Source organism: Rhodococcus erythropolis NBRC 15567, assembly GCF_001552595.1.
In the GTDB taxonomy this organism is placed as follows: domain Bacteria; phylum Actinomycetota; class Actinomycetes; order Mycobacteriales; family Mycobacteriaceae; genus Rhodococcus_F; species Rhodococcus_F erythropolis.
In genome coordinates, this window is sequence record NZ_BCRM01000057.1 from 1 (window position 1) to 2457 (window position 2457).

A 2457-nucleotide genomic window follows, 5' to 3' on the forward strand; every position below is an offset into this window, starting at 1 on the left:
TCCGTTGTTCCAGGTGATGCTGTCGTTCCAGAACATGGAGCAGTCGGTGCTTCGACTTGGCGATCTGACGGTTGGGGGAATCGATACCGGCGCGGTGGCGGCGAAGTTCGATCTGCAGTTGACCATGGTCGAGCAGTTCGACGAGTCCGGTGCCCCGGCCGGGATGGCGGCGACGTTCACGTACGCGACGGATCTGTTCGACGAGTCGACGGTGGCCTCGATGGCAACCCGATTCGAACGCATCCTGCGCACAGTTCTCGACGATTCATCGGCGCTGGTGGGAGAAGTCGATCTTCTTGATGGTGTTGAACGAATTGAGATCTACAACAGATCGCGCGCCAATCGTCGGGAACTGCCCGCGACGCGATTGGTGGATGTCGTCGGTACGGCTCAGCGCGCGATGGATGTTGCGCTGATTTACGGTGACGAAAGCTTGACCTATGGCGAATTCGATTCGCGCGTTAATCGATTGGCCCGACATCTGATTTCGCAAGGTGTTGGACCTGAGGTTCTGGTCGGCGTGCTCATGGAGCGGTCTATATCTTGGGTGATCGCAGCCCATGCGGTGATTCGTGCAGGTGGCGGATATGTACCCCTGGACCCATCGCATCCGACTGAACGCGTCTCTTATGTTTTGCGAACGGCGGCGCCGGCCGTTGTCTTGTACTCGCGTGACTTTACGGTTGATGGTCGACTCGACGCGAAGTTGCCGCCTTCCTGGGTTGATGTTGACAGTCTTGACCTGCATACGTATTCGACTGATCCGATCACCGATTCAGAGCGACTGTCTGCTCTTCGGGGAGGTCACCCTGCGTACGTGATTTTCACTTCCGGTTCTACCGGGACGCCGAAAGGCGTCCTGGTATCGCATATCGCCGTAGTAAACCAGATGCTTTGGCGCCAGGATCGATACAATTTGGACCCGTCGGACGTGGTGCTGGTCAAGACTCCGTCCACATTTGACGTTTCACTTTGGGAGTTGTTCTGGCCGTGCCAAGTAGGCGCGCGCATGGTGATCGCCGAACCGGATGGCCATCGTGACCCTCAGTACATAGCGAAGTTGATCCGGGAGCATGCGGTCACGGTCGCGCACTTCGTGCCTGCAATGATGGCCCTATTCATTTCAGCCGAATGTGCCAGCAATATTCCTTCCTTGAGGCTGGTGTTTTCCGGTGGCGAGGCCTTGAAAGTTGGCACTGCCGCGGAAGTTTTCGGAGTGATGCCATCAGCATGCTTGGAGAATTTGTACGGTCCTGCCGAGGCTGCAATTGATGTGACCTTCCATGCAGTCACATCGGACGAGACCGTGTCGATCCCGATTGGTTCTGCTGTGTGGAATACAGGGCTGTTAGTCCTGGATTCCAGGCTGCACCCGGTTTCAAGGGGTGTTGTCGGCGAGCTTTATCTATCGGGCATTCAGTTGGCGCGCGGGTATATCGGGCGGGCCGCAATGTCGTCGGATCGGTTTGTTGCGAACCCGTTTGCCGATGGCAGTGGGGGCGGTCGGATGTATCGCACGGGCGATTTGGTGCGGTGGGATGCGTCGGGGGAGTTGGAGTACATCGGTCGTAGCGATTTCCAGGTGAAGTTGCGTGGTCAGCGGATCGAGTTGGGGGAGATCGAGTCGGCTTTGGTGGCTGATGCATCGGTATCCGCATCTGCAGTGACTGTTGTTTCGGCCAAGTCGGGTGACAGCTTGGTTGGGTATGTGGTGCCGGCGTCGGGTGCGGTGGTTGATGTTGTGGCGCTTACGGATTCGCTGCGTGCGGTGTTGCCGTCGTACATGGTTCCGTCGTTGATCATGGTGTTGGATGCGTTTCCGCTGAATGCGTCGGGGAAGTTGGATCGGAAGTTGTTGCCGGAGCCGGTGTTCGAGGCCGCGGTGTTCAGGGCTCCGGTGACGGCGGTGGAGGAGATCGTCGCGTCGGTGTTCGGGGATGTTCTCGGGGTCGAGCGTGTCGGGTTGGATGACGATTTCTTTGCTTTGGGTGGTAATTCTTTGATTGCTACTCGGGTGGCGGCGCGGTTGGGGCAGGCGTTGGATGCGCAGGTTCCGGTGCGGGTGTTGTTCGAGGCGTCGTCGGTGGAGTTGTTGGCTGCTCGGGTGGAGTCGGAGGTCGGTTCGGGTGCGCGGGCGGCGTTGACTGCTCGGGTGCGTCCGGAGCGGGTGCCGTTGTCGTTGGCGCAGCAGCGGATGTGGTTCTTGAACCGATTCGACCCAGGATCCAATGTTGACAATATTCCGGTGGCGATTCGGTTGTCGGGGTTGTTGGATGTGGCGGCTCTGCAGGCTGCTGTGTCGGATGTTGTTGCGCGGCATGAGATTTTGCGGACGGTGTATCCGGAGGTCGACGGTGTCGGCTTCCAGGAGGTGTTGTCTGCGGATCGGGTGCGGTTGGATTTGTCGCCGGTTGTGGTGTCGGAGTCCGATGTCGTTGGTGCGGTGACGGAGTTCTT

The 2457-nt window shown here is 58.6% G+C and carries 1 protein-coding gene; it reads left to right on the top strand.

Annotation, left to right across the window (positions count from 1 at the left end; translation table 11 throughout):
• A partial coding sequence (locus RE4_RS30520; RefSeq protein ID WP_155717007.1) for a non-ribosomal peptide synthetase occupies positions 1 to 2457 on the top strand: 2457 nt, incomplete at both ends.